This is a genomic window from Sandaracinus amylolyticus (genome assembly GCF_021631985.1).
In the GTDB taxonomy this organism is placed as follows: Bacteria; Myxococcota_A; Polyangia; order Polyangiales; family Sandaracinaceae; genus Sandaracinus; species Sandaracinus amylolyticus_A.
Genome location: NZ_CP070225.1, coordinates 4,559,861 through 4,581,834, shown reverse-complemented (window position 1 = coordinate 4,581,834; position 21,974 = coordinate 4,559,861). Strand labels below are relative to the sequence as shown.

The 21,974-nt window shown below is 72.0% G+C and carries 19 protein-coding genes; 4 read left to right on the top strand and 15 right to left on the bottom strand.

Annotated features, from left to right (window positions below; translation table 11 throughout):
- Window positions 1–262: 262 nt before the first annotated feature.
- Complete coding sequence (locus I5071_RS19340; protein ID WP_236606956.1) at window positions 263–1,681, bottom strand: aldehyde dehydrogenase family protein; 1,419 nt, start codon at window positions 1,679–1,681, stop codon at window positions 263–265.
- 156 nt (window positions 1,682–1,837) lie between these two features.
- Between I5071_RS19340 and I5071_RS19335 the strand changes: the two genes are divergently transcribed.
- Window positions 1,838–2,206, top strand: coding sequence for a hypothetical protein (locus I5071_RS19335; protein WP_236606955.1), 369 nt, complete (start codon window positions 1,838–1,840; stop codon window positions 2,204–2,206).
- Between the two features lie 366 nt (window positions 2,207–2,572).
- On the opposite strand, the gene I5071_RS19330 is transcribed toward I5071_RS19335, so the two are convergent.
- Genes I5071_RS19330 through I5071_RS19320 form a run of 3 tightly spaced genes read right to left on the bottom strand, consistent with a single transcriptional unit; the run spans window position 2,573 to window position 6,989 of the window.
- Window positions 2,573–4,090 (bottom strand): transglutaminase domain-containing protein, encoded by a 1,518-nt coding sequence (locus I5071_RS19330; protein WP_236606954.1) that lies wholly within the window; start codon window positions 4,088–4,090, stop codon window positions 2,573–2,575.
- A 53-nt stretch (window positions 4,091–4,143) separates the two neighbouring features.
- Window positions 4,144–5,973 carry a hypothetical protein gene (locus I5071_RS19325; protein ID WP_236606953.1) on the bottom strand — a complete coding sequence of 610 codons (1,830 nt, stop codon included), beginning with the start codon at window positions 5,971–5,973 and terminating at the stop codon, window positions 4,144–4,146.
- Window positions 5,974–5,987: 14 nt separating this feature from the next.
- On the bottom strand, window positions 5,988–6,989 hold the full coding sequence (locus I5071_RS19320) for a hypothetical protein (RefSeq protein WP_236606952.1): 1,002 nt from the start codon (window positions 6,987–6,989) through the stop codon (window positions 5,988–5,990).
- Between the two features lie 78 nt (window positions 6,990–7,067).
- Between I5071_RS19320 and I5071_RS19315 the strand changes: the two genes are divergently transcribed.
- Entirely contained in the window at window positions 7,068–7,337 is a 270-nt protein-coding gene (locus tag I5071_RS19315; protein ID WP_236606951.1) for a hypothetical protein, read from the top strand.
- Between the two features lie 4 nt (window positions 7,338–7,341).
- On the opposite strand, the gene rlmN is transcribed toward I5071_RS19315, so the two are convergent.
- Both rlmN and I5071_RS19305 read right to left on the bottom strand, forming a co-directional pair.
- Window positions 7,342–8,418 carry a 23S rRNA (adenine(2503)-C(2))-methyltransferase RlmN gene (gene rlmN / locus I5071_RS19310; RefSeq protein WP_236606950.1) on the bottom strand — a complete coding sequence of 359 codons (1,077 nt, stop codon included), beginning with the start codon at window positions 8,416–8,418 and terminating at the stop codon, window positions 7,342–7,344.
- Between the two features lie 255 nt (window positions 8,419–8,673).
- Window positions 8,674–9,282: a TetR/AcrR family transcriptional regulator gene (locus I5071_RS19305; RefSeq protein WP_236606949.1), complete on the bottom strand. Its 609-nt coding sequence runs from the start codon at window positions 9,280–9,282 to the stop codon at window positions 8,674–8,676.
- An 81-nt stretch (window positions 9,283–9,363) separates the two neighbouring features.
- On the opposite strand from I5071_RS19305, the gene I5071_RS19300 reads away from it, so the two are divergent.
- The gene (locus tag I5071_RS19300; RefSeq protein WP_236606948.1) at window positions 9,364–10,125 is read left to right on the top strand and encodes an SDR family NAD(P)-dependent oxidoreductase; all 762 of its coding nucleotides are present in this window, start codon (window positions 9,364–9,366) and stop codon (window positions 10,123–10,125) included.
- Window positions 10,126–10,179: 54 nt separating this feature from the next.
- Here I5071_RS19300 and smc read toward each other — a convergent pair whose 3' ends face one another.
- From smc to I5071_RS19280, 4 genes are all read right to left on the bottom strand, one after another.
- Window positions 10,180–13,923 carry a chromosome segregation protein SMC gene (smc, locus tag I5071_RS19295; RefSeq protein WP_236606947.1) on the bottom strand — a complete coding sequence of 1,248 codons (3,744 nt, stop codon included), beginning with the start codon at window positions 13,921–13,923 and terminating at the stop codon, window positions 10,180–10,182.
- 40 nt (window positions 13,924–13,963) lie between these two features.
- Window positions 13,964–14,551: a hypothetical protein gene (locus tag I5071_RS19290; protein WP_236606946.1), complete on the bottom strand. Its 588-nt coding sequence runs from the start codon at window positions 14,549–14,551 to the stop codon at window positions 13,964–13,966.
- 107 nt (window positions 14,552–14,658) lie between these two features.
- Window positions 14,659–15,915 (bottom strand): hypothetical protein, encoded by a 1,257-nt coding sequence (locus I5071_RS19285; RefSeq protein ID WP_236606945.1) that lies wholly within the window; start codon window positions 15,913–15,915, stop codon window positions 14,659–14,661.
- Window positions 15,916–16,123: 208 nt separating this feature from the next.
- Window positions 16,124–16,747, bottom strand: a complete 624-nt coding sequence (locus I5071_RS19280; protein WP_236606944.1) for a peroxiredoxin — start codon at window positions 16,745–16,747, stop codon at window positions 16,124–16,126.
- A gap of 183 nt (window positions 16,748–16,930) precedes the next feature.
- Between I5071_RS19280 and I5071_RS19275 the strand changes: the two genes are divergently transcribed.
- Window positions 16,931–17,236 carry a hypothetical protein gene (locus I5071_RS19275; protein WP_236606943.1) on the top strand — a complete coding sequence of 102 codons (306 nt, stop codon included), beginning with the start codon at window positions 16,931–16,933 and terminating at the stop codon, window positions 17,234–17,236.
- Here I5071_RS19275 and I5071_RS19270 read toward each other — a convergent pair.
- From I5071_RS19270 to I5071_RS19250, 5 genes are all read right to left on the bottom strand, one after another.
- Window positions 17,233–18,654: a serine/threonine protein kinase gene (locus I5071_RS19270; protein WP_236606942.1), complete on the bottom strand. Its 1,422-nt coding sequence runs from the start codon at window positions 18,652–18,654 to the stop codon at window positions 17,233–17,235. The genes I5071_RS19275 and I5071_RS19270 overlap by 4 nt on opposite strands.
- A gap of 308 nt (window positions 18,655–18,962) precedes the next feature.
- Window positions 18,963–19,397 (bottom strand): ribosomal protein S18-alanine N-acetyltransferase, encoded by a 435-nt coding sequence (rimI, locus tag I5071_RS19265; protein ID WP_236606941.1) that lies wholly within the window; start codon window positions 19,395–19,397, stop codon window positions 18,963–18,965.
- A gap of 14 nt (window positions 19,398–19,411) precedes the next feature.
- On the bottom strand, window positions 19,412–20,401 hold the full coding sequence (locus tag I5071_RS19260) for a cation diffusion facilitator family transporter (RefSeq protein WP_236606940.1): 990 nt from the start codon (window positions 20,399–20,401) through the stop codon (window positions 19,412–19,414).
- Complete coding sequence (locus tag I5071_RS19255) at window positions 20,382–21,164, bottom strand: hypothetical protein (RefSeq protein ID WP_236606939.1); 783 nt, start codon at window positions 21,162–21,164, stop codon at window positions 20,382–20,384. Before I5071_RS19255 ends, I5071_RS19260 begins: the two co-directional genes overlap by 20 nt.
- The gene (locus tag I5071_RS19250) at window positions 21,142–21,966 is read right to left on the bottom strand and encodes a UPF0158 family protein (protein ID WP_236606938.1); all 825 of its coding nucleotides are present in this window, start codon (window positions 21,964–21,966) and stop codon (window positions 21,142–21,144) included. The genes I5071_RS19255 and I5071_RS19250 overlap by 23 nt, the downstream gene beginning before the upstream one ends.
- Between the last annotated feature and the right edge of the window lie 8 nt (window positions 21,967–21,974).

Sequence of the window (21,974 nt, the reverse complement as noted above, 5' to 3'; positions counted from 1 at the left end):
CTGCGCGCTCGGGAAGAGGGGTCGGCGCGCTCGGGAAGAGGCCCTGCGCGATCACGACGAGGCCCTGCAGGATCGGGAAGAGGGGTCGGCGCGATCACGAAGAGGCCCTGCGCGCTCGGGAAGAGGGGTCGGCGCGATCACGAAGAGGCCCTGCGCGCTCGGGAAGAGGCGCTGCGCGATCACGAAGAGGCCCTGCGCTCTCACCGAGAGGGTCGCGGCATCGTCACCCGCCGGCCGGCGCCGGCGGGTGATCGCCCCGCGCTCACTCGAGCACGCGCAGCAGCTGCGCCGCGACCTTGGGGCGCGCCTCGTCGTAGGGCGGGTAGAAGAGCGGGAGCGCCGACGCGATGCGATCGACGACCGCGCGCGCGTGCGAGAACGTCTTGAAGCCGTGGTGCCCGTGGTAGTGGCCCATGCCGCTCGCGCCCACGCCGCCGAAGGGCAGGTACGGGTTCGCGACGTGGAGGAACACGTCGTTGAGCACCGCGCCGCCCGACGTCGTGCTCGAGAACACCTGGTCGATCACCTCGCGATCGCTCGCGAACAGATAGAGCGCGAGCGGCTTGTCGCCCGCCTGGATCTTCGTGCACGCCTCTTCGACCGAGCCGATCGGGAGCACCGGCAGGATCGGTCCGAAGATCTCCTCGCCCATGATGGGCATGTCGTGCCGCACGTTGGTGAGCAGCGTCGGCGCGACGTAGCGCTCGCTCGCGTCGGTGCCGCCGCCGAACTCCGCCTTGGCGCCCATCGCGAGGCTCTTCTCGAGCAGCGTGCTCACGCGACGGAACGCGGCGTCGTCGATCAGGCGCGGGAAGTCGTCGCTCTTCTTCCGCGCGTCCTCGGTCGCGCCGTAGAAGCGCTCCACGGTCGCGCGCGCCGCCGCGACGAAACGATCGAGCACGTCGCGGTGCACGAACGCGTGATCGGGCGCGATGCAGGTCTGGCCCGCGTTCACGCACTTGCCCCACATGATCCGCTTCGCCGCGCCCTCGACGTCTGCCGAGCGATCGATGATCACCGGCGACTTGCCGCCGAGCTCGAGCGTGATCGTCGCGAGGTGATCCGCCGCCGCGTGCATCACCTTCTTGCCGATGTTCGTGCTGCCGGTGAAGAGCACGTGATCGAAGGGAAGGGCGAGCAACGAGTCGGCGACCTGATGGCTGCCGGTGAAGATCGCGACCTCGTCCTCGCGGAATACCGAGCGGATCAGCTCCGCGACCGCCTCCGCGAGGTGCGCCGTCTTGCTCGAGGGCTTGAGCACGACGCAGTTGCCCGCGGCGATCGCGCCCACGAGCGGCGCCGCGAGCAGATTGAACGGGTAGTTCCACGGCGAGACGATCAGCACGACGCCGCGCGCCTCGTAGCGGATGGTGCTCTTCGCGCCGGCGAGCACGAGCGGCGTGGTCACGCTCTCGGGCTTCATCCAGTCCGCGAGGTGCTCGATCGCGTGGTTGATCTCGTCGACGACCGGGTGGATCTCGGTGAGCTCGAACTCCGCCTTGCTCTTGCGGAAGTCCTTGTGGACGGCCGCCGCGAGCTCGTCGCGACGCGAGAGGATCGCCTCTTTGAGCGCGCGGAGCTTCGCGATGCGATCGGCCGCGCTCGACTGCGCGACGTGCCAGCGTCGCGCGCGCTGGGCCGAGAAGACGCGCTGGATCTCGTGATCGATCGACTGGTCCATGAGGCTCTCGCTCCGGCGGGTTAGATGACCGTGGGTCGGTTATTAGGTGACCCCAGGTCGCGGGATCGTCAAGACGACGAGCTGCGCGATCTGGGCCCCGTGCGATGCTGCGCCAACGCGGAGCTCGGGGAGAGACCGCGAGCGAGGACGGAGCGGATGATCGAGCGCGCCGTGGTCGAGGGTGTCGAAGTGATCTGGCTCTATCGGCCCGCGGGCCCTGCGGAGATGGCGCTGGTGCGCGCGAGCGGGATGAAGCGCTGGCCGCCGCGGCTTCCGGAGCAGCCGATCTTCTATCCGGTCACGAACGAGCGATACGCGCGCGAGATCGCGGAGCGCTGGAACGTGCCCGAGAGCGGCGGCGGCTTCGTGACGCGCTTCGCGGTGCGCGCGGATGCGATCGCGAAGTACGACGAGCAGACGGTGGGCGCGCGCCACCACACCGAGCTGTGGATCCCCGCCGAGGAGCTCGACGCGCTGAACGACGCGATCGTGGGCGTGATCGAGGTGATCGCCGAGTACGCGTAGGTCGAAGACCGTCGAAAAATCGGCTCGCCCGCCGGTCCCTACCGTCCGCGCGCTGCGCGCGCTCCCGTCCGGGACCTGCGGGACGAGCACTCCGGCAAGGGGTCAAATCGGCTCGCCCGCCGGCCCCTACCGTCCGCGCGCTGCGCGCGCTCCCGTCCGGGACCGGCGGGACGAGCACTCCGGCAAGGAGTCAAATCGGCTCGCCCGCCGGTCCCTACCGTCCGCGCGCTGCGCGCGCTCCCGTCCGGGACCGGCGGGACGAGCACTCCGGCAAGGAGTCAAATCGGCTCGCCCGCCGGCCCCTACCGTCCGCGCGCTGCGCGCGCTCCCGTCCGGGACCGGCGGGACGAGCACTCCGGCAAGGACTCATCGCCGGATCACCTCGACGGAGCCGACGCCGGTGTAGATGCCCTCGCGCTGCGTGCCCGCGAAGAACCACACGTCGTAGCGGCCGGCGCGCGGGAGCTCGCAGTGGATCCGGACGCTGCGCTCGCCCTGCACGTCGCACTCCACGCGCGCGCCGCCGTCGCGCGGCAACGCCTCCGCGCTCACGAAGCGGCCGCGCGTGCTGGTCAGCGTCGCGTCGAGGGCGCGATCGACCTCGACCTGCGAGCGGGTCGGCGCGACGAGCTCGAGCCCCGCGGCGACGAAGCGCGGCGACACGTTGGGCTGTCGATGGAACTCGCCGCGCGTGATCGGGTGCTCGCGCAGCTGCCACTCGTCGCGCTCGGGGAAGTGGTTCAGGCCGAACGTCTCGGGCGGGGTGAGGAAGTAGAGCGTCGAGTAGCGCCGCACGAACCCGTCGTGATCGTCGACGTAGCCCGCGTCCCAGGTGGCATCGACGAGGTACCAGCCGCCCTCGAGCTCGATCGCGTTCCACGCGTGGCCCTCGCCATCGGTGTCGTCACCGGCGTGGCGCGCATCGCCGACGACGTAGAGCGCGTTCAGACCGGCGGCGCGCGCGAGCGCCTCGAAGAGCTGCGCGTAGCCGGCGCACACCGCGATGCGCGTCGTGAACACGGTCTGCGCGTCCTGCGGCGGGAACGAGTGGTTGCGATACGAGGGCACGTCGTACGCGACGCGCGTCGCGACGTAGTCGTGCACGGCCTTCGCGCGCTCGAAGGGATCGGCGATGTGCGAGGCGAGGTACGCGCCGACGGAGTCGATCGAGGCCTCGGTCTCCGAGGGCAGCGTGGTGATCAGCGGGTGCACCTTGTCGTCGAGCGGCCAGGTGCGCGACGACGCGACGTCGGTCTGCGCAGTGGTCTCGATCTGCGCAGTGGTCTCGGTCTGCGCAGTGGTCTCGGTCTGCGCAGTGGTCTCGGTCTGCGGCGCGCCATCGTCGGCGTCGTCGCGCAGCGCGATGGCGACGCCGGCTCCGGCGTTCGGCGCGGGGATCTCGTCGTGGTCGACGTCGTCGCGCGCGTACGGGTTGTCGTGCGCGGCTTCGTACATCCACGCGAGCTCGTCGGCCGCGGTGAGCACGCCACGACGTGCCGGCTCCGCGCCCGGTACGTGCTCGAGGAACCAGTCGCCGCGCGTCGAGAGCGCGGTGAAGATCGCCTCGGGCCAGCCGATCAGGAACACCGCCAGGAACGCCCCGTTCAGCGCGAGCGTGCGCAGCACCAGGCGATCGCCGAACGTGAGGATCGGCTCGCGCGCGTCCTTCGCGCGCTTGCGCCGCCACGCGCTCCAGCCCTCCCACGCCAGCGGGAGCACTGGGAACAGCAGCACGCCCGCCGCGATCGTCGCTTCGAGCGGCCCGTCGGAGTACGCCGCGAGGCTCGACGCGGCCCACACCCCGAGCAGCGGCACCGCGAGCATCAGCGCGAACGCGAGCGCCTTCAGCCCGAGCACCCACACCCGACCCGCCGTGCGGAGCATGCCCCCTCCCTCCCGGAGAGAGCGAACCGAGCGCATCGCGCGGGTGTTCCGCCTCAGCGCGCGCGCACGTAGGCCTCGAGGTCGCCGAGCTCGCCGTCGCCGAGGTGCTCGATGTGCCCGTGGCCCACCGCGCCGGTGAGCGCGGCGCGGAGATCACCGGCGCGACCGTCGTGGAGGTAGGGCGCGCGGAGCGCGACGCCGCGCAGCGGCGGGGTCTGCCAGGTGTCGTCGCCGACGGTGTGCGAGAGCCCGTCGGTGCCGAGCTCGCCCGCGTGGCAGCTCGCGCAGCCGACGTCGTCGCGCTCGAAGATCGCGCGGCCGCGCTCCACGGCGTCGTGATCGAGCGCGGGGCCCGCGGGCGGCGCGGGCAGGCGCGCGAGCCAGCGCTCGGCCGCGCTCACGACCTCGGGCGCGAGCCGCGGGCCGGCCATCTGCTCCTGCAGCGCGTCGATCAGCACCGGGAAGCTCGGCACGTCGCCGCGGCGGTGATAGGGCGTGAGGCCGACGACGCCCTCGAGCGACTGGGTGCGCACCGCGCCGATCGCCGAGAACGTCCACACGTGACCGTCGTCGCCGCCCTCGGGATGACACGACGCGCACGCGATCGCGCCGCCGGTGTCGAGGTGGAAGACGTCGTGCCCGCTGTCGCGCACGCTCGCGCCGCCGAGCTCGATCACCTCTCCGTCGACGACCAGACGCGCGGGCTCGCGCAGCTGCACCAGCTCGCGCTCGCCGGCGAACGCGACCGCGATCACCTGACCGTCGAAGCGGCGATCGGCGTCGGGCTCGAGGCAGCCCTGCGGGTCGTCGCGCTCCGCGACCGCGAGCGAGCTCGTGACGACCTGGGGCCCGAGCCGGAACTCTCCGCCGGGCTCGCCCGCGAACGCGATCGCGACCCGACCGCTCGACGAGACCGCGACGTCGACCGGCACCACGCCGCGCGCGATCGACGGCGCGGTGTGCAGCGCCACGCCTTCCGCACCGACGAGCGTCGCAGCGGCGTGCACGACCGCGTTGCCGCAGGGGTCGCGCCACACGTCGCCCTGATCGTTCTCGACCGGCTCGTTCGAGTACGTGTAGCTGCTCGTGGGGCGCGGCACGTCGGCGAAGACCGCCTCGGTGCCGATGCGCGCGCGCTGATGGAGCACGATCGCGCCGCCGCCGGGAGCGCTGGTCGTGCGCACCGCGACCCCGGGCTCGTAGCGCTGCTCGAGGCCGGACAGGGACCCGTCGGCCGTGATGCCCTCGAGGCGCGCCTCGGGGATCGAACGCGTGTGCGCGGCGCCGGTCTCGTCCACCAGCACGAGCTCGGCGCGGCGGAAGCGGCTGACGAGCAGACCTCCGCTCGTGACGACGACGTCGCGCAGGTCGGGCTCGAGCTGCGCGCGTGCGAGCTCGTCGAGCAGCGCGCCCGACGCGTCGCGCTCCAGGGTGACCAGCGCTCCGTCGGCGCACGCGACGTGGAGGCGGCCGGGCGCGGCGGCGAGCCCGCGCGGGCTCGAGCACACCGCGTGCTCCGCGACGATCGTCGCGTGCTCGACGTCGATCTCGAGCACGGCACCGGCGCGCCGCAGCGCGACGAACGCGCGTCCTTCGGGAGCGAGCACGACGCGCCCGGGATCGGCGCCGGCGGCGATCTCGATCGCGCGGACGTCGTGGGTGTCGAGGTCGACGACGAGCACCCGGTCGCGGTCGGGATCGGCGGCGATCGCGATGCGCGCGTCGGCTGCGAGGGTGCCGCCGCTGATCGGTGGCGGCGGATCGTCGAGGCTGACCACCGGCGTGTCGCGGTAGGGATCGTTCGCGTTGAGACCGCACGCGGCGGTGCCGAAGGTCGCGACGAGCGCCAGCGTGGCGGCAGGACGTCGTTGGATGGGTCGCATCGGCTCTCCTCTCCTCACGGTCTCAGCTCGATCCCCACGCCCAGCGCGGGGCCGACGATCCAGCGCGCGTCCCGGCACGGGACGTCGAACCGGCACAGCGGTTGGTGGAACACGCCGGCTCCCCCGACGTGCACCGAGACTCCGATCGTGCGTTCGCGCCCGAGCCACACGACGGTGCCGAGCTCGCCGAGCGCGATGCCGTCGTGACCGCCGGCGCCGCGCGCGAAGAGCTCGACCGGTCCGAGCGGCAGCCGCGCCAGCGCGTGGAACGAGAGCACCTCGAGCGTGTCGCCGAACGCCCAGACCGCGAGCTGCGCCTCGAAGTGGAAGAGATGGAGCCGCCCGATGCGCGCGAACGTCACGAACGCCGGCGTCTCCTGGGCGCGCTGGCCGTCGAGCCGGGTGGCGAGCACCGAGATGCCGGCGCCGGCGGCGACTGCGACGAGCCCTTCGTCGAACCCGACGACGAGCGAGAGCGAGCCGCCCGCGAGCCCACCTCGGTCTCCGCCGCCGATGCCGAGCGGCGAGCCGCCGAGCCGCACGAGCAGCGGGGCGAGCGGACGCGCCTCGACGAGGAGGTCGCCGACGAGCGCTCCCTGCTCGCCCTCGAGCCCGAGCACGCCGCGCGCGCTCGCGGCGATGCGCACCGGCGGGATGCGCGTCTCGGGGGAGGGCGGGCCGACCTCGAGCGCCAGCGTTCCGCCGCAGTCCTGGCTGGATCCGTAGCACTCGGTCTGGACGACGTAGCGGCCGCTGCGTCGCACGACGAAGCGGAACGCCGAGCCGAGCGAGAAGCACGCGTCGTCGTTGAACGCGACGCGGCTTCCGTCGGGCGCGATCAGCGCGAGCGTCGTGTCGCCGGAGAACGTCGCGCCGGCGACCCCGCAGGTCGCGGCGTGCAGCTCCTCGCCCTCGCCGAGCTCGATCGCGACCTCGCCGCCGGGAACGTGCGGGACGACGCGGCGCTCCGCGCGCTGGGCCTCCGCGTCCGGCGCCACCAGGAGGAGCGCGACCAAGGCGAACGAGGCTGGACCGAAGCGAGGAATGCGGCGGCCTCAGCAGAGAGCGTGCCGCGGGGATTGCGATGGGATCTCGTGACGCCGACGAGCGCGGCTGTGAACACGCAACGACGAAACGAGCCGATCCGGCACAGCCGGACGACTCGAATCGTCGGACCAGGACCTGAAATCCAGGATCGACGATCGCGATCATCCGGTCGCGGCGTGAAATCCCGGATCGACGATCACGATCGTCTCTCCCTGGACCTGAAATCCAGGATCGACGACTCGAATCGTCGCGTCGCGCCGTGGAATCGCTGCCCGGTGATCGCGATCGTCCGCGTGCGCGCCGAGCGCGCTTCGTGAGGACTCAGCTGGGCCGGCGATCGCGCAGCAGCGAGCGGGCATGAAGCTGCCCACACGCGGCGTCGATCGAGGCGCCGAGCTGCTGCCGGCGAGTCGCGCGAACGCCCGCTGCGCGGAGCCGCGAGACGAAGTCGTCGACGCGCTCGGAGCTGGGCGCTCGATGCGACGGGTCGGCGCCGGACGCGTCGTTGTAGCGGATCACGCTGACGTGGAAGAGCTCGGGACGCGCACGTGACCTCGCGAGCTGCACGAGCGCCTGCAGGTGATCGTCGGAGTCGTTGACGCCCGCGATCAGCAGGTACGCGAGATACACCTTCCGCCGGACCGCGACGACGTGGCAATCGAGGATCGCGAGGTTCTCCGCGAGCGAGAACCGGCGCTCGAGCGGAACGAGCTCGGCGCGCTGCGCGGGAAACGGCGAGTGCACCGAGAGCGTGATCGTGACCTGGGGATGCTCCCGGGTGAGCCGCTCGAGGCTGGGCGCGAAGCCGACGGTCGACACCGTGATCCGCCGCGGCGAGAGCCCGCCGTACCCCGCGGTCGTCAGCAGCTGCAGCGCGGTGAAGACGTTCGGGTTCGCGAGCGCCTCGCCCATCCCCATGAACGCCACGCTGTCGGGCGCCGCCGCCGCGGCGCTCTGCCAGCGACGGTGCACGACCTGCGCGCAGATCTCGTCGGCGCTGAGGTTGCGAGAGAGCCCGAGCGCGCCGGTCGCGCAGAACGAGCAGCCGAGCCCGCAGCCGGCCTGGGTCGACACGCAGACCGAGGACCACCCCGCGCGATAGCGCGAGAGCACGGTCTCGAGCCGCGCGCCCGAGCGCGTCTCGAACAGGACCTTCTCCACCTGAGGCGCGGAGCGGACCGTCACGAGCTCGAGCGGCAGCACCGTCGGGCCGAAGCGCGCGCTCAGCTCGTCGCGGAGCGAGCGCGGCAGCTCGCCGACGTCGTCGAAGCGCTGGGCGCCGCGCTGCAGCGCGAGGACGAGCTGACGGTAGCGGTACGGAGGCGCGCCGGCGCGCGCGAGGTGCGCGTGCACGTCGGCGAGGATCGTTCCGGGCGGCGGGGTCGGAAGGACGTTCACGAGCGCGGCGGGATGTCGAGCGGGGCGAGTCGATCGGGGTTCGGGCATCGTCGATGCTCCTCTTGCGAATGGAAGGGCGCGCCGCGCAGATCGCGCAGCGGCGGCGGACGTTCAGCTCACGCACACGGGGTCGCGCGCCCTCGAGACGGAGGGCGCAGCGCCGACGAACGGGTGGAGAGAGACGTCAGGCCATGATCGCGTCGCGGGAGCGACGCACTGCCGAATCTGTCACGCGCCGCGGCCGGCGCAACGCGCTCACGCGGCGTGTGCTCGCAGCGCGACCAGCGCTCCGTCGAGGGCCGCTTCGAGCGGCGCGATCGACTCCGCCGCGTGGGTGAGCAGGAGCCCGCCCTGGAGCGACGCGAACGTCGCGAGCGCGAGCCGCGTCGGGCTCGCGTCGGGCCGCAGTCGCTCCGCGCGCCGCATGCGTGCGAGCCCGCGGCGCAGATGCCCTTGCCACTTGTCCATCTGCGCCTTCGCGATCGCGGCGAGCTCGGGGTCGCTCCGCGACAGCTCGCTCACCAGCGCGCCGATCGGACAGCCCCAGTGCGGCTGGCTCGCGTAGTGCGCGACCACCGCGTCGCGCCACGCCTCCCACGAGGGCCACGTGTCGAGCGCGTCGAGGTGGGGGCGCTGCGCGTCGAGCAGGCGCTCGCTCTGGAACACCGCGATCGCGGCCACGAGCTCGTTCTTGCCGCCCGGGAAGTAGTGGAAGAGCTGGCTCTTGCTGGTCGAGGTGCCGGCCCGGATGTCGTCGAGCGTCGTCGCTCCGACGCCGCGCGCGAGCACCAGATCGGCGGCGGCTTCCACGATCCGCTGCCGCGTGGCGAGGCCCTTGGACGTGAGGCGCGAGGACTCTTCCATGCCGTTCAGCGTACCGCCTCTGGACTAAGCGGTCCATTCGACCCATGAAGTGGACCACTTGGTCCAAACTGGAGGAACGGCATGACGAACAGGCTCGCGAACAAGACCGCGCTGGTGACCGGCGCGACGAGCAACATCGGCCGTGCGATCGCGGTCGCGCTCGCGCGCGAGGGCGCGCACGTGGCGGTGCACGGGCGCGACGCGGCGCGCGCCGCCGAGGTGGTCACCGCGATCCGCGAGGCGGGCGGACGGGCGGAGTCGGTGCTGGTGGATCTCGACGGCTCGCTCGCGGCCTCGCGCGCGCTCGCCGAGGAGGCCGCGCGGGTGCTGGGCGGCCGCGTCGACGTGCTGGTCAACAACGCCGGCATCTATCCGGCGCCCAACCTCGCCGACACCGACGAGGCGACGTTCGATCGCATCATGTCGGTGAACGTGAAGGCGCCGTACTTCCTCACCCAGGCGATCGCGCCCGGCATGGTCGCGCGCGGCGGCGGCGCGATCATCAACCTCGGGTCGTGGATCGTGCGGCTCGGCGTCCCGCGCGGCAGCGTCTACGCCTCCAGCAAGGGCGCGGTCGAGACGCTCACCCGCGCGTGGGCCGCGGAGCTCGGGGCGTCGGGCGTGCGCGTGAACGCGATCTCACCGGGCGTCGTGCACGAAGAGAGCGACTCGCCGCATCCCGGCGACGTGATGATGCGAGGCACGCCCGCGGGCACGAGCGGCTCGCCCGAGGCGATCGGGAACGCTGCCGTCTATCTCGCGAGCGAGGAGGCCTCGTTCGTCCACGGCATCGTGCTCGACGTGGACGGCGGCCGGACCGGCGTGGCGGTGATCGCCGCCTGACGGAACGCGCAGCGCCCTCGCCGATCGACATCGGCGAGGGCACCACGATCGCGATCACGCCACCGCGTGCGACGCGTCGTGCGCGGCCTGGCGCTGCTTCTGGCGGAGCTCGACGCTGACGAGCTTCGAGATGCCGGGCGTCTCCATCGTCACGCCGTAGAGCACGTCGGCCATCTGCATGGTCTTCTTGCTGTGCGTGATGACGATGAACTGCGAGTGCTTGGTCATCGCGCGGATGGCCTCGCAGTAGCGACCGATGTTCGCCTCGTCGAGCGGTGCGTCGACCTCGTCGAGGAGACAGAACGGGCTCGGCTTGTACTGGAAGATCGAGAAGATCAGCGAGACCGCGGTCAGCGCCTTCTCACCGCCGCTCATCAGCTCGATCGAGCCGAGCTTCTTGCCCGGCGGCTGCGCGAGGATGTCGATGCCGGTCTCGAGCAGGTCGTCGGCGTTCGTGAGCTTGAGCTCCGCCTTGCCTCCGCCGAAGAGGCGCGGGAAGGCCTGCTGGAAGCGCTCGTTGATCGCGTCGAACGCCTCGCGGAAGAGCTTCTTGCTCTCCCGGTTCATCTGCTTGATCGCCTTGTCGAGCTGATCGAGCGCCTGCTCGAGGTCGAGCTTCTGACTGTTGAGGTACTCGAAGCGCTTGCTCTGCTCCTCGTACTCCTCGATCGCGGTGAGGTTGATCTCGCCCATGCGCTCGACGAGACGAAGCAGCTCGTCGATGCGCGTCTTCACCGAGTCGTCGGGGATGTCGCGGAAGTGGTAGTCGCCGAGCACGCGCCGCAGGTCGACGCGGTGACGCTCGTTGACCTGATCGAGCAGGTGCTCGATCGCCATCGCGAGCTCGCGCTCCTCGATCGTGAGCGACGAGACGCGCCCCTGGCCCTCGTCGATCTTGCTGCGGATCTCCTTGAGGTCCGCCTCGCGGGTGCCGAGCTCGAGCTTCGCGACGTCGTAGCGCTCGCGTGCCCCGCCGAGCACCTCGTGCGCCTTCATCGCGCGCTCGACCTTGTCGACCAGCTCTTCCTTCGTGACGACGAGCGCGCCCGCCGTCTCGCCCTGCTGCTTCGCGCCGCGCTCGAGGTCGCCGCGCAGGCGCTTCTCGCGCTCGCCGAGCTCCTGCACCGACTTGTCGAGGCGATCGAGCGCCTGGCGATCACCCTCCGCGCGCTGCCGCGCCTGCGCCGCGCGCACCCGCACGTCGGTCACGCGCGCGTTCTGCTGATCGACGAGCGAGCGGCGCTCCTCGTAGATCATCTCGTTCGACTCGAGCGCGCCCTCGGCGTCGTGCTTCGACTTGCTCGCCGACTCGATCTCGGCCTGCGCGTCGTTGCCCTCGCCCTGCGCATCCGCGAGCTGCATCGCGAGGTCGTCCGCGTCCATCGCGACCTTCTCGACGCGCTGGCGGGTGCGGTTCAGCTCGTCCTCGGCGCGGCGGAGATCCTTGTCCGCCTTCACGATCGAGATCTCCGCGTCGTGCGCCTCGTTGCGCGCCGAGTCGAGCGCGGCCTGGCGCGACGCGATGCCGTTGCGCAGCTCGCCGTGGCGCGCGACCGCCGCGGTCATGTCGGCGTCGAGCTTCGCGACGATGCCGTGCAGATCGCGGATCTCGCGCTTCACCGCGATCATGTGCGCGCCGACCTGCTCGCCGCGCCCGCCGGTGATCGCACCGCCCGCGCCGAGCACCTCGCCGCGCTCGGTCACGAACGTCGAGGCGTTCACGCCTGCGTCGTAGAGGCGCTTCGCCGACGCGAGGTCGCGCACCACCAGCACGCCCTCGAGGAGGTGCCGCACCAGCGCCTCGTCCTGCTGGGTCTCGCGATCACCACGGACGAGATCGGCGAGCCACCCGACGATGCCCTCGTCGTTCGGCAGCTGCGCGAGCGGACCGACCGCGCGACGCGGCGTGCGCGGGATCGCGGTGGCACGACCACGGTCGCCCTGCTCGAGGAACTCGAGCACGCGCAGGCCCGCGTCGACGTCGCTCACCACGACGTGCTGGAGGCGCTCGCCCAGCGCGCCCGCGAGCGCCTGGGTGTACGCCTCGGGGCACTCGATGCGATCCGCGACGAGGCCGAGCACGCCCGATTCTTCTCCGGCACTGGCGAAACGGAGCATCACCGAGCGCACGCCCGCGCCGACGCCCTCGAACTTCTTCGTGATCTCCTCGAGCGAGCGCAGGCGCGAGCGCTTCTCCGCGAGCTCGCTGCGCAGCTTGTCGACGGTGCGCTCGCTCTCGGTGATCTGCACCCGCAGATCCTTGAGCTCGGTCTCGAGCTGCTCCTTGCGCTCGGCCGTCGTGTTCTTGCCCTCGCGCAGACCCTCGAGGCGCGTGCGGAGCTCGTCCGCTTCCTGCGCGAGCTCGACGAGACGGCCCTCGAGCTCCTCGCGCTCGCTGCGCATCCGATCGAGCCGCGTGCGCGCCTCGTCGCGACGACGCTCGTAGCCCTTGAGCACCGCCTCCGCGCGCGCGATGCGCTGCGCCGACTCGCTCACGCGCGCCCGCGCCGAGCTCACGGTCTGCTCGGCCTCCTGCGCCGCGAGCTTGCGCTCGTCGAGGATCGAGACCTCGCGATCGAGCTCGTCCTGCTCGGTGCGCTCGATCTCCTCGAGCTCCGCGATGGTCGAGAGCAGTCCGTCGCGCTCCTGCGCGAGCACCGCACGACGCGCGCTCAGCGCCTCGAGCTCGCGCTCCGCGAGGCGCTCGCTGTCGCGCAGGCCCTGGAGGCGCTCCTTGTGCTGCTCGACCTTGCCCTCGAGCATGCGCACCGAGTTGTCGAGCTCGTACGAGACGCGCTGGGCGCGCTCGACCTCGGTCTCCGCGCGCTGCACCGCGAGCCGCTCGCCCTCGAGCTCGGCCTCGCGGATGCGCAGCGCGTAGCGATGACCCTCGAGCGCGCCGCTCGCGTGGGTGAGCTCCTCGTCGATCACGCGGCGCGTGACCGTGAGCTCCATCCAGCGATGCGACGCGACGAGCAGCTCGAGGTCGCGAATCTCGGCGCGGTACGCCTTGTAGCGCTCGGCCTTCTGGGCCTGGCGCTTGAGGCTCGCGAGGTTCTTCTCGATCTCCGCGACGATGTCGCCGATGCGCAGCAGGTTCTGCCGCGTCGCGTCCATCTTGCGCTCGGCGGCCTTCTTCTTGGCCTTGAACTTCGTGATGCCCGCGGCCTCTTCGATCAGGCCGCGGCGGTCCTCGGGCTTCGCGCTGACGATGTAGCCGATCTTGCCCTGCTCGATGATCGAGTAGGCCTTCGCGCCGATGCCGGTGCCGAGGAAGAGCTCGGTCACGTCCATCAGGCGGACCGGCGTCTTGTTGATGAAGTAGTCGCTGTTGCCCTGGCGATCGAGGCGGCGCGTGACCGCGATCTCGGCGTACGCGCGGTACTCGGGCGAGGCGAGGCCGTCGGTGTTGTCGAAGGTGAGCGTCACCTCGGCGAACGAGTGCGGCCCCCGCGTCTCGCTGCCGTTGAAGATGACGTCGTCCATCGACTTGCCGCGGAGGTTCTTCGCGGACTGCTCGCCCATCGTCCAACGGATGGCGTCGACGACGTTCGATTTGCCGCAGCCGTTCGGGCCGACGATGGCGGTGACGTCGTGGTCGAAGAGGACGACGGTGCGGTCCACGAACGACTTGAAGCCGCAGATCTCGACCTTCTTGATCTTCATCGGCGCGCCTTTCCCCGCAATTCCGGGGCCCCCGTGTCGAGCGTGATCGCCCGAGGCGAACCCTTGTACGATCGCGGTTCGGCGATCGCAATTATCTTGTGCGATTCCTGGTGGGGGTCTTCCGGTGACCACCACAACCCGTGGTGGTGGATCCCGGTCGCTACCGCAGCCGCTACCGGAGCCGCGTCGCCATGTCGCAGGGGGCGATCTCGAGATCGGAGTGCTCGGGGCGGGGGCTCTCGACCCGCTCCAGGTCGAGCGCGCCGAAGCCGGCGTCGGTGAACACGAAGAGCCCGTCGACCCAGAGCGCGACGCGACGCCCGCCCGGGCGCTCCGCGGCGACGAGCACGCGCCGGAAGGTCCAGCCGTCGGCGCGCAGGCCGAGCGGTCCCGCGGCGGGCTCGTCGCGCGCGTCCTGGAGGCAGACCCCGAGGTACTGCGAGCCGTCGAGGCCGAGCGGGACGCGGCCGACCTCGTCGCCGAGGCGCATCCCGACGGTCGCGCGGTGCGCGCCGATGCGGGTGGCGGCGTCGCTCTCGAGCAGCACGCGAAGCTCGTCGTCGCCGAGCATCACGTCGGCGGGCCGACCGGCGGCGAGGGCCGCGAAGAGGCGCGCGCCGAACGCGTCCATCGCGGCGTGCCGCGCGGCGACCTCGGTGGGCATCACCAGCGGCGTCGTCGGGCGCGCGGGCGCGACCGCGCCTGGACCGCTGCACGCAGCGACGAGGAGGACGAGCGCGAGCGCGGCGCGCGGGGCCATGACGCGCGAACGTAGAGCACGCGGGCGTGTCGGCGCCAAGAACGAAACAGCCCGCGGCGCCGGAGCGCGCGCGGGCTGTCGTCGAGGATGCACGTCGAACGTACGGCTCAGGGCGTCGGACGGATCGACATCGGGTACTGCACGCGGAACTGGGTCTGGCGGAACGCCGGGAACTGCGCGCCGCGGAGCGCGCCTTCCATGCACTGACCCTGCGGCGTGCCACCGAACGGGCTGCCACCGATCGCGACGCTCGCCACGGTGCCGTCGTTGCGGACCATGATCGTCGCGACCGCCATGCCCGCCTGCTCGCCCGCGCACTCGCGGATGCGCGGCATCAGGCCGCCCAGAATTCGACGGACGTCGGTCTGGCTCGGCGTCTCGGGGAGATCACCGCGCGGTGCGGCCGCGGCGGCGGTGGGCGGCGCGCTCGCGGTCGTCGTCGGGACGGTGCGCGTGCCGCTGCGATCGGGGCGACCACCGAGCGCCTGATCGAGCACCGAGTCGAGCGCGGCGCCGCCACGGGCGCTGGTCGACGCGGTCGCCGTCGCGGTCGGAGCGGCGGGCGCGGGCTCGGCTGCCGGCGCAGTGCGCTCTTCGCGGGCGGGCGTCGGGGTCGCGGCGGCCACGGGCGCGCTCGCGGTGGTCGAGGCGCTCGCGGTGGTCGAGGCGGTCGCGGTCGTGGTGCGCTCGCGGGTGCGGGCGCTGCGACGATCGTCGGCGGTGGGCGCGGGCTCCGCGGCGGCGACGGCGGGCGTCGGCTCGACGGCGGGCGCGGGCTCGACCGCAGGCGTGGGCTCCGCGGCGGGCTCGGCCGCGGCGACCTCGGGCTCGGGCGCGGGCTCGACGGCGGGCGCGGGCTCGGCCGCGACGCGGGGCTCGGCCGCGCTCGGCGCGCTCGCGGTCTCGACGATGCTCGTGGGCGTCGGGGTCGCGGCCTGGGCGGTCGGCTGCGCAGCCTGCCCGGTCACGAAGAAATAGACGCCGACACACGCCGCGGCGCCGATCCCGAGGCCGATCCACAGGCCGTTGTTGCCTCCGCTCTTCGCGGGCGCGGGCTCGACCGGCTGGGCGATCTCCGCGACCGGCGCGGCCTCGACGCTGGCGGCCTTCTTCTTCTTCGCGGGCTCGCTCTTCGCGGCCGGTGCGGCCTTCGCGGGCTCGCTCTTGGCCTTCGCCGGCTCGGCCGCGGCGACGACCGGTGCGTCGGGCGCGGGCGGGGGCGTCGACGCGACGAGCGCGCGCAGGTCGAGCTTGCCGTCGTCGTCCTGCTCGTCCTTCGGCGACGACGGGGCGAGCGAGGGGCGCACGAGCGCGGCGAGCGCGCTCTCGTCGAAGTCCTGGTCCTCGATCTTGTTCTGGCTCACGTCCTCGACCTCTCGGCGCGAAAGCCCATCCCCAACGAAAGCCGGCACCCTAGCACAGGCCCGCGCGGGGAAAGCACGCGCGCCGTGAGAAGACCCGGGGGTCTCGGCAGTCCTTGGAGAGCGATGAGTCGACCCGTCGAAAACGACAAGGGCGCCGGCTCGTCACCGACGCCCTCCCCATACGTGTGCTCGACCCCGCCCGATCGGCTCAGCCGTGCTTCTTGAAGTACTCCTGCGAGCCCGTCGGGTCGGCCTTCATGCCTTCCTGACCGGCCTGCCAGTTCGCCGGGCAGACCTCGCCGTGCTTCTCGTTGAACTCGATCGCGTCGATCAGGCGCAGCGGCTCGTCGATGTTGCGGCCGAGCGGGAGGTCGTTGATCGTCACATGGCGGACGTTGCCCTGCTTGTCGATCACGAACGTGCCGCGGAGCGCCACGCCGGCGTCGCCGCCGTCCTCGACGAGCACGCCGTAGTCGCGCGCGATCGACTTCGTGATGTCCGCGACCAGCGTGTAGCGGACGTTGCCGAGGCCGCCCTGCGCGCGCGGAACCTTCTGCCACGCGAGGTGCGAGAACTTCGAGTCCACCGACACGCCGATGACCTCGGCGTTGCGCTTCTTGTACTCCTCGAGCTTCTCGTCGAACGAGATGATCTCGGTGGGGCACACGAAGGTGAAGTCGAGCGGGTAGAAGTAGAGGACGACGTACTTGCCGTCCTTGCCGCCGAGCTTGCCGCCCGCCTTGTAGTCCGAGAGCTTCACGTCGACGAACTCGAGGCCGCGAACGCCCTCTGCCTGGAAGTCGGGCGCCGGCTTCTGCACGCGAACGGTCATCGAATCACCTCCCTGAGGGGAAAAACGCTGGACGACGGTAGATCGGAGCCCGCTTTCTGGTCCCGTCGCGTTCTGGTGGCAAGCACGAACGTGGTGCATCGCGCCCCGGGTGAGAGAACGCGTCCCACGAAACGGGCGCGCGCATCCATGACGTGCGCCGCGGCGCGCGCTAGGGTCGGCGCGATGTCGGCGAACGATGGGGACGATCGGCGCAAGCGGCTGACGACCGTCTTCGGCTGGATCGCGGGCGGCGCGCTCGGGCTGCTGCTCAACTACCTCGGGTTCCTCGCGGTGGGCGAGGGATATCCGACGGTGCCCACGACCTTCGTCGCGTTCCTGCTCGGCGCGTTCGGCGGGATGGCGCTCGCGGACAAGCTCGGAGCGCGCGGCTTCCGTCCGCTCGGCATCGCGGCCGGCGTGCTGCTCGCGCTCTTTCTCGCGCTCGTCGTCGCGGTGCTGATGTCGCCCGCGCCCGAAGCGCCGCTCTAGGGCGCGTCGATCGTCGCGCGCGGCATCTCGATGCGGAGCGTGCGGTCGGCGTCGGGCACGACCATCGTGGTCACGGTGAGGTGATCGGCGCTGCGGAGCGCGATCACCACGGGCGTCTCCTCGCGATCGAGCTCGAGCGCGATCGGGGTGCGGCCGAGCACGCGATCGTCGACGCGCACCTCGGCGGCCGACGGAACGCTCTCGATGACGAGGTGCACGCGCTCGGTGCTCGTGGTCGTCGGTTCGCTGCTCGCCAGTGCGGCGAGGCCGAGCGCGGTGGCGAGCGCGCCCGCGAGGAGCCATCGGGCGCGCCTCGGCGGCGGCCGCGCGACGGAAGGACGCGGAGGTCGCGTGGCCCCGTCGACGTCCTCGGTCATCACGCGACGGATCCCCGAGTGGGGCGGCACGTCGGTGCGGCGGACCGCGGGCACCGTCGCGCTCTCCTTCGCGCGCGGGGCAGGGCGTGTGAGCTCGGGCGGACCGTGCGCGATCGCGAGCTGCCCGAGCGCATCGCGCAGCTCCGGCGGGACGGGCCCGAGGTGCATGCGCAGCGCATCGCGCATCTGCTCCGCGGTCTCGAAGCGCTGCGCGGGATCGCGCGAGAGCGCGCACATGACGATGTCCTCGACCTCGCGCGAGATCGCGAGCCCCGGCACCCGCTCGCTCGGGCGAGGGACGCGCTCGAGCAACACTGCGTTCACGGTCTCGGAGTCGGTCGCGCGACCGAACAGGCGCTCGCCGGTGAGCAGCTCGTGGAGCACCACGCCGGCCGCGTAGACGTCGGTGCGTCGATCGGGATGCGCCTCCGTGAACTGCTCGGCCGCCATGTATCCGAGCTTTCCCTGCGCGACGCTGCCGTTCGCGTGCCCGCGCGACTCCTTCGAGTACGCGATGCCGAAGTCGAGCAGCTTCACCTCGCCGAACGCGGTGACGAACACGTTGTGCGGCGAGACGTCGCGATGCACGAGCGCGAGCCAGCGTCCCTTCTCGTCGCGGAGCTCGTGCGCCGCGTGCAGGCCGGCGCAGAGCTCGGCCACCACGTGCATCGCGAGCGCGGGGTGCATGCGATCCTTCGCGGCGCGCATCCCGCGCGCGATCGCCGAGAGGCTCGCGCCGACGAGGTGCTCCATCACGAGGTAGAGCGACACGTCGTCGTGGCCGAGCTCCTCGACCGCGACGACGTTGGGATGACGCAGCCGCGCCATCACCCGACCTTCGTCGGCGAGCGCGTGGGCGAGCCAGGGATCGCGCGCGAGGTGCGGGAGCATCCGCTTCACGACCACGCGCCGCTCGAAGCCGCCGACGCACGTGCGCTTGGCGAGGAAGATCTCCGCCATGCCTCCGCACGCGAGACGCGCGAGCACCGGGAAGGGCCCGATGCGCGCGGGATGGTCGGGAGCAGCGAGGCTCGCGTTCATGCTCTGTCCTCCGGTCGACGCAGACGTCCGCGCCTCGCCGCGGGTCGCGGCGAGCGCGCGCGTCGTGCTCGCACGCCCGATGTGAGCGAGACGCACGAGCACGACGCGCGGCACGCGTTCGCGCGTCAGCCCCCCGGCAGACGCGACGATCGCGGTCGCGGGCTCCTGTTCAGCAACGGATGTGCCGTTTCAGGCGACGGCGGAATCTCACGCCTGCGACGGATATTCGGGTGTCCCCAGCGCAATCACACGTCGCGGCGATTCGCCTCACGCGGGGCAGTCGGTCACACGCTCCCTGCGCGCGTCGCTCATCGCGGGTCCGCGACCGGCGCGCGCAGGATCCACGCGTCCTCGCCATCGTCGTAGTACCGCGGGCGCACGTCGAAAGGCTCGAAGCCGAGGCTGCGGTAGAGCGCGATCGCCGGCGCGTTCGAGGGGCGGACCTCGAGGAAGCACGCGTCGGCGCCGTGCGCGCGGCCCTCGTCGAGCATCTCGCGAAGCAGCGCGCGCGCGAGGCCCTGGCGTCGCGCGTCGGGCGCAGTCGAGACGGTGAGCAGGCTCTGCTCGCCGGCGACGAGCCACCACACGGCGTACGCGCGGATCGGTCCTCCGGGCTCGGTGCGCACCACGCGGCAGTGCGCGACGTCGCGCGCCAGCTCGTCCGCGAACGCATCGCGCGTCCACGCGTGCTCGAACCCGCTCCGCGCGATCCCCGCGACCTCGTCGAGATCGCGCGCGGTCATGGCTTCGATCCGAATCACTTCGTGAAGCCGCGGACCGGCACCGGGCGCTCGGGATCGCGCTCGAGGAGATAGTCCGAGTCGGGCTCGACGAAGATGAAGCGCATGTGGGGCAGGGCCTCGCGGATGCGCGACTCGAGCGTGTCGATCGCGGCCTCGACCCCCTCGATCGCGAGGTTGCGATCGAAGCCGACCTTCAGCGCGAGCAGCACGTGCTGCGGGCCGAGGTGCATCGACAGCAGCTGCGTGACCGCGTCGACGCCCGGGACCTCGCGCGCGATCGTCTCGACCAGCGCGCGGTCCTCGGGGCTCGCCGCTTCGCCGAGGAGCAGCGAGTGGGTGCGGCGCGCGAGCACCCACGCGACCCCGCCGAGCACGCAGCCGATCAGCAGCGAGCCGATCGCGTCGAAGCCGCTCCAGCCGGTCACGTGGCTGAGCGCGACCGAGACGAGCGCGATGCCGAGGCCGAGCAGCGCCGCGGTGTCCTCCATCAGCACGACGGGGATCGTCGGATCCTTCGCGTGCATAAGGGTCTCCCAGACGCTCCGGCCCTTGCGCATCTTCTGGAACTCGCGCGCCGCGACGAAGCACGAGTAGCTCTCGAACGCGAACGAGGTGCCGAGGACCGCGTAGCTCCAGATGCGCGAGCCGGGCGGCTCCACGGGGTGCCCCGCGAAGAGCTCGTGGAGATCCTCGATGCCCTCGTAGATCGCGAACGCGCCGCCGAGGAGGAAGATCATGATCGAGACGAGGAACGGCCAGAAGTAGCTCTCGACCGCGTGCCCGAACGGATGCAGCAACGTCGGGCGGCGCGCGGCGCGACGCAGGCCGACCATCAGCAGCACCTGGTTCACGGTGTCGGCGACGCTGTGCACTGCCTCGGCGAGCGTCGCCGCGCTGCCCGAGAAGAACGCCGCGACGAATTTGCTGATCGCGATCAGCAGGTTCCCGGTCAGCGCTGCAATGACCACGCGAAGGCTGTCGCCTTCACCGCTCGGAGCCGACATCTCCTCGTTCCTCCGCCTCCTCGACGCCGCGATCCGCGGCGTCTTCCTCGAAGAGGGCGGCGAAAGGTACGACGACGCGCACCGGCGTGCGACTCCGAAGGACCTCGACCCAGCGACGCACGTCGCGCTGCAGCGCGGTCTGCGCGAGCCACGCGCGCAGCGGCTCGCGCACTTCGTCGAGCGGGCGATCGGCGAACGGGTGATCACCGCTCGCGTAGGTCTCCTCGACGCGCGCGTCGGAGATCAGCGTGCTGCCCTCGAGGTTCGCGCGGAGGAACGCGTCGACCAGCGCGCGGCGGCGCGTGATCGCGTCGATCTCGGAGACCGCGAAGGCGTGGCGCTCGAGCAGGCGCGCGAAGCGCTCTTCGCCGCCGACCGAGCGCACGAGCTCCTCGTGGTGACGATCGATCTGCGAGTCGGTGGGCTCGGGCGCGTGGAGGCGCGTGGCCTCGCGCGCGATCACGAGCTCGCCGACGATCTCCTGGAGCGTCGCCGCGAGCAGCTCGGGCGGGAGCTCGGCGGGCGCGGGATCGTGGGTGCGCGCGGCGAGCGCGAGCACGGCGCGGAGCTCGACGTCGCTGCGCAGCACGACGTCGGTGGTGGGCGAGGGCGTGTGCCCGCCGACGATCGCGACGATGCCGTCGACCGCGTGCGGGACCTGGTCGCTCTGCGCGCGCGCAGGCGCGACGACGACGAGCGCGTGCAGCAGCAGCGCGCTCGCCGCGAGCAGCCGCGGCGCGTCAGGCCTGCGGCTCGTCCGCACGTTCGTCGTTCGTGCCGTTCGGCCCACGCGGCGGGGCGTCGGACGCGAGGTCGAGCGCGGTCTCGCCCGACGCGGTGGTGTCGCCCGCCTCGAGCGTGCCTTCGCCCTTCGCCTTCGGACGCGGCAGGTGCTTGCGCTCGCGCAGGAACTCGAGGAACGCCACGGCGGCGTCGAGCTCGCGCGCCGGGAGCTGATCGGCGAGCTCGTGCAGACGACGGCGATGCGCCTCGGCGATCGCCGCACGGTTGCGGCGCGCCGGCTTGTCGCTCTCCTCGGCGGCGGGGCGCACCTCTTCCGCGGTCGGCACGCGCCACTGCTGGCGCTGCACCGCCTCGATCGCGTGCGCCTGGAGCCAACCCTCCATGCACGAGCGCAGGCGCTCGCTGCGGAACGCGAACCAGCGCTCGCGATCCACCGGGTAGCTCATCAGCACGTCCTTGAAGCGGCGGAACGCGCCCTTGCCGTCGATCGCCTGGACGAGCTTGTCGCGGAACTCGCTCTCCTCGACGGTCGCGATGAAACGCTCCATCCAGCGGTACTGCTCGCGCGAGCTCACCGGCTCGACCCGCAGATAGGTCGTGTCGTTCATCACGCGCTGGTGCATCTGCGGATCGGCGATGCCGTCGACGATGCGAATGACCTCGCCGGTCTCGAGGTGCAGGTAGCTGTGGACCTCGGGCGCGTTGTTCTCGAACGCGTCCTCCAGCGCTTCCCACGCGATCGGGACCTGACGGATCGGGGTACCAGGCGCGACGGCGGTCGCGGGTTTCTCGTCTCGGGTGTCGTGGTCGTCCCGGCTCATCACGCGCT

What these genes read in the sequence shown, in the direction of transcription:
- I5071_RS19340 (WP_236606956.1), bottom strand. Translation starts at nt 1,681, where the DNA reads ATGGACCAGTCGATCGATCACGAGATCCAGCGCGTCTTCTCGGCCCAG.
- I5071_RS19335 (WP_236606955.1), top strand. Translation starts at nt 1,838, where the DNA reads ATGATCGAGCGCGCCGTGGTCGAGGGTGTCGAAGTGATCTGGCTCTAT.
- I5071_RS19330 (WP_236606954.1), bottom strand. Translation starts at nt 4,090, where the DNA reads ATGCTCCGCACGGCGGGTCGGGTGTGGGTGCTCGGGCTGAAGGCGCTC.
- I5071_RS19325 (WP_236606953.1), bottom strand. Translation starts at nt 5,973, where the DNA reads ATGCGACCCATCCAACGACGTCCTGCCGCCACGCTGGCGCTCGTCGCG.
- I5071_RS19305 (WP_236606949.1), bottom strand. Translation starts at nt 9,282, where the DNA reads ATGGAAGAGTCCTCGCGCCTCACGTCCAAGGGCCTCGCCACGCGGCAG.
- I5071_RS19300 (WP_236606948.1), top strand. Translation starts at nt 9,364, where the DNA reads ATGACGAACAGGCTCGCGAACAAGACCGCGCTGGTGACCGGCGCGACG.
- I5071_RS19290 (WP_236606946.1), bottom strand. Translation starts at nt 14,551, where the DNA reads ATGGCCCCGCGCGCCGCGCTCGCGCTCGTCCTCCTCGTCGCTGCGTGC.
- I5071_RS19280 (WP_236606944.1), bottom strand. Translation starts at nt 16,747, where the DNA reads ATGACCGTTCGCGTGCAGAAGCCGGCGCCCGACTTCCAGGCAGAGGGC.
- I5071_RS19275 (WP_236606943.1), top strand. Translation starts at nt 16,931, where the DNA reads ATGTCGGCGAACGATGGGGACGATCGGCGCAAGCGGCTGACGACCGTC.
- I5071_RS19270 (WP_236606942.1), bottom strand. Translation starts at nt 18,654, where the DNA reads ATGAACGCGAGCCTCGCTGCTCCCGACCATCCCGCGCGCATCGGGCCC.
- rimI (WP_236606941.1), bottom strand. Translation starts at nt 19,397, where the DNA reads ATGACCGCGCGCGATCTCGACGAGGTCGCGGGGATCGCGCGGAGCGGG.
- I5071_RS19260 (WP_236606940.1), bottom strand. Translation starts at nt 20,401, where the DNA reads ATGTCGGCTCCGAGCGGTGAAGGCGACAGCCTTCGCGTGGTCATTGCA.
- I5071_RS19250 (WP_236606938.1), bottom strand. Translation starts at nt 21,966, where the DNA reads ATGAGCCGGGACGACCACGACACCCGAGACGAGAAACCCGCGACCGCC.